1 protein-coding gene is annotated in these 521 nt (G+C 55.3%); it reads right to left on the bottom strand.

Annotated features, from left to right (window positions below):
- Positions 1 to 521 (bottom strand): AAA family ATPase (locus L6R21_28300; protein MCK6563104.1); only part of this gene is annotated, 521 nt, incomplete at both ends.

The raw sequence follows: 521 nt of genomic DNA, 5'->3' as shown, positions 1-521 counted from the left end.
GCAGAGCGCCGACATAGGTTCGGCGATGTCCACGGATCTCGGCTTCGTCTTTGACGCCGCCAAGCGCAACGCGCACAAAGTTCCGTCCCATCGCCCGCGCAATCGATTTGCCAAGCGAGGTCTTGCCGACCCCGGGAGGCCCAACAAAGCACAAGATCGGCCCACGCATATCATTTTTGAGTTTACGCACGGCGAGGTACTCCAAGATCCGTCGCTTGATCTTGTCGAGGCTGTAATGATCTTCGTTGAGGATCTCGCGTGCGCGCCTGATCTCAAGGGAATCTTCGGTCGTCACAGACCAAGGCAGATCGATCATCCATTCGATGTAGGTCCGAGAGACCGTATACTCGGCAGATTGTGGGGGGATACGCGAAAGTCGCGTGAGTTCTTTGAGGGCTTCTTTCTCGACATCTTCGGGCATCTTGGCGGCTTTGATCTGGCGGCGGAATTCGTCGACTTCCTCCATCTCATCTTCTTCTTCGCCAAGCTCTTTCTTGATGGCTTTTAACTGCTTGCGCAGA

The sequence above is a fragment of the bacterium genome (genome assembly GCA_023150945.1).
Taxonomy (GTDB): Bacteria; Zhuqueibacterota; Zhuqueibacteria; order Zhuqueibacterales; family Zhuqueibacteraceae; genus Coneutiohabitans.
The sequence above is the reverse complement of the archived record's forward strand: the minus strand, read 5'-3'. Positions and strand labels throughout refer to the sequence as shown.